A 3,084-nucleotide genomic window follows, 5' to 3' on the forward strand; every position below is an offset into this window, starting at 1 on the left:
CCGAAGCGCTGGAGGCCGTAGTTCTGGACGAAAATCGGAATGGCGAGGAGCGCCGCCACGAGCGGCATGCCCAGCCCGGCCAGGTTCAACGCCACCGCGCGCGAGTCAGCGGGAAGGGTCGGTCGCATCGAGCGTCCTCATCTCAAGGCAGCGGCATGCCGTGAACTTCAAATGCCCCGGTCCCAGGGCAGACCCGAGCGCCCGGGCACTTCGTCGCAGGACATGGTGAAGCCCGGCGCCAGCAGCTTGTCGACCGTCCCGACCGAGACGAAGTTGAGCGCCCGGTGGTACTTGTAGTAGACGGTCCCGTCAGTGAAGACATAGACCTTCATGTCGGCCGATGCATAGTGGCGCAGCACCCCCGATGGCAGTGGCACCACCTTCTTCTGGCCGGCCGGAAACAGGCGTGGGCAGCTGCGCTCCAGGACCGTCAGGGCCTCGAGGTAGCGGGGGTCCACCGGCGGGAAAGTGTCGGGGGCCACCGGTGCCTGCGGCGCGTACCGCCCTTCGCAGACCCAGAAACCGGCTCGGGGATAGGGCTTCGCTGCATCCGGCTGTTCCGGCTCGGTGCGCTCGGGTGCTTCGGCCGCGTCGGCGCCACGCAGGCCCTGTGTCTGCTCGCGCATCGGCAACAGGCGACAACCCTCGCCACCACGCGCGAACGCCAGCTGGTGCAGCTGCAGAAACTGGCCGATCCGCTTGACGACCGCGGCGTTGGGCCGGCCGTCGAAGGTAGAACTGGATGGCATGGATGGCAGGAAGATCCTCAGCCGCTCGGCTGACCGGAGCAGGGCCTGGGCTCGGACCAGGTCAGGGGTCGCGTCCTCGGCCCCTGCCAGCGAACTGAGGTTGATCCACCGCGACTCCTTCGGGAACAGCGGCGCCACCAGCGAATAGGTGATGACGGACATCGTCACGTACGTCGCCGGTTGTTCCCGCGCCTGCGCATCGAGCTCCAGGGGGTAATACGGTGGCTGGCGCCATTCGAAGAGCCCCCAGGCGTTCCAGGGGCCCCACGGGTTGTTTTGCAGCACGGCGACGCCCTGCACCGCGATCATCACCAGCACCAGCGTCACGCGCAGCGAGCGGGTGACGGGAAGCCGGTGGACGAACGCCACGCAGAGGATGCCGCCCAGCACCAGCACGGGAATGAAGTAGCGGCCATTGCCGGTGGTGATGAGCCACGGCACGAACGCAACGACGGTGAAGCCGGCCAGGGCCCAGATGATCGCGGGCGCGCCCCTGGACTTCCACGCCATCGCAGCGGACAGCAGGCCAAGCAGGCCCAGGAACAGGAAGCGGAAATCCGGTGCGATCACCTCGATGTACACCCAGCCGTTGGGCGCCGCCATTGCCAGCGGCCGCAGCAATGCCTCGAGCAGGGAATCGGGAATGAAGCGGTTCATGGCTGCCACCCCAGCAAGACCCGCACGGCAGCGAAATAGCCGTCGTACAGCGGATACACGGGGTTGCCGAAGTACTTCCAGAGCAACCAGCCCCAGTAGCCGTAGCAGGCGAAGAACGATAGCAAGGTGGCAACCGAGCCCAGCACGGCAAGGCGCGCTCGCGCCAGCAGTCCGGAGCTCGCCAGCAACCACAGCAGGGGTAGCAGGATGGCGATGGGACCATTGCTCAATTTGCCGGCCACCGCCGCGCCCGCGGCAACGCCCGAAAGCAGGACGGCGCGGCGGACCGTCAGCCAAGCCGGGGTGGCCGCGTCGTGCGGCGTGGCAGCCAGGGCGATCGCCCATAGCATCGGGATGGCGCCCAGCACGTCGTTGCTGGTCGTGTTGAGCAGCAGCAGGATCACACTGGTCATCAACGCGAGCAGCACGGCGGCCATGCGCATGGCCGCGTCGAACACGGTCGCTCCGGGCATGCAGACACGCGCCAGCAGCCACGCCGGGATCGCGATCACCGCCTGCACCGCGGCCAGCACCAGGCCGGCCACCAGCCCCGACGCCCCCAGCGCCGCCAGCTTGTACGCGGGCCAGTACAGGTACGGGTACTGCAGGCTCTGGTACGAGGCCGCCAGGAAGTCGTGCCCGAAGCGGTGTTCACCGGCGGTCCAGCCAAGGTAGATGTGGTGGTTCAGCCCGTCCCAGCTCAATTCCATCGCCTGGTGCAACATCGGGATGGAGCCGAAACCCACCGCGGTGAGCAACAGCACCAGCAGCATCTCGTGGCGCAACAGGACGCCTGCGGCGGGACGGAGGGCGTTGATCATGGGCCGGGCGTTGCTTTGAGGGAACGAAGGGAGAAATCCAGCACGCCGGCAAAGAGCGCGGCCACCGCCGCCTGCGCGCCCGCGATCATCAGGGTCACGGCGGGAATCGCCGAGCGCATGACTTCGGTCGGATCCAGCGGCCCGTAACCGGCGTCGCCCCAGCGCAGCACAAGCTGCGCCGACCAGCCCAGGCCACCGAGGAACAGCAGCAGCCCCAGCACGAGCCCGGATTCGACGCGCAGCACGGGAGTGGCGATCCGCAACCAGCGCGGCGTGGGCACGATGCCGGACTTCACGCCGATCCATTTGGTCAGGAACGCCAGCTGGATCATCTGGATGCCCAGCACGGTGGCGCCCGCCATGTACAGCATGGAGGTGATGCCAAAGCCCACCGAAGACAAGACCAGGCTGCGTGTCTCCACCATCAGAAAGCCGATGACGCCGATCACCAGCAAGGCCACGCCCGGCGTGAGGAACAGCCAGCGCGGACAAAACAGCAGCATGAACAGCAGGTGGCGCCAGCCATCGCGCCAAGTGCGCAAATGCGGCGGGCGACCGCGATTGTCGGGTCGCAAGGTGGTGGGCACTTCCTCGATGCGCAGGCCCGAGAGCGCCGCCTTGGCCACCATCTCGCTGGCGAACTCCATGCCTTGCGTCACCAGGCCGAGCGAGCGGATGCGGTCGCGAGAGAACCCGCGCAAGCCGCAATGGAAGTCGCCAACCTTGATGCGGAAGAAGACCCGTCCGATCAGGCTCAGAACGGGGTTGCCCAGGTAGCGGTGCAGGAACGGCATGGCGCCGGGTGCGATTCCGCCCTTGAAACGGTTGCCCATGACCAGGTCGGCGCCGGCGCGCAG

The 3,084-nt window shown here is 67.4% G+C and carries 3 protein-coding genes; all 3 read right to left on the reverse strand.

The features are described 5' to 3' along the window. Nucleotides 1–167: 167 nt before the first annotated feature. Entirely contained in the window at nucleotides 168–1,370 is a 1,203-nt protein-coding gene (locus tag JWP65_RS00425) for a hypothetical protein (protein WP_299759289.1), read from the reverse strand. 32 nt (nucleotides 1,371–1,402) lie between these two features. Further along, entirely contained in the window at nucleotides 1,403–2,227 is an 825-nt protein-coding gene (locus JWP65_RS00430; RefSeq protein ID WP_299759290.1) for a hypothetical protein, read from the reverse strand. After that, on the reverse strand, nucleotides 2,224–3,084 hold an 861-nt coding region (locus JWP65_RS00435), incomplete at its 5' end, for a glycosyltransferase family 2 protein (RefSeq protein ID WP_299759291.1). The genes JWP65_RS00435 and JWP65_RS00430, both read right to left, overlap by 4 nt.

This window comes from Ramlibacter sp., from assembly GCF_028292805.1.
Classification (GTDB): Bacteria; Pseudomonadota; Gammaproteobacteria; order Burkholderiales; family Burkholderiaceae_C; genus Ramlibacter.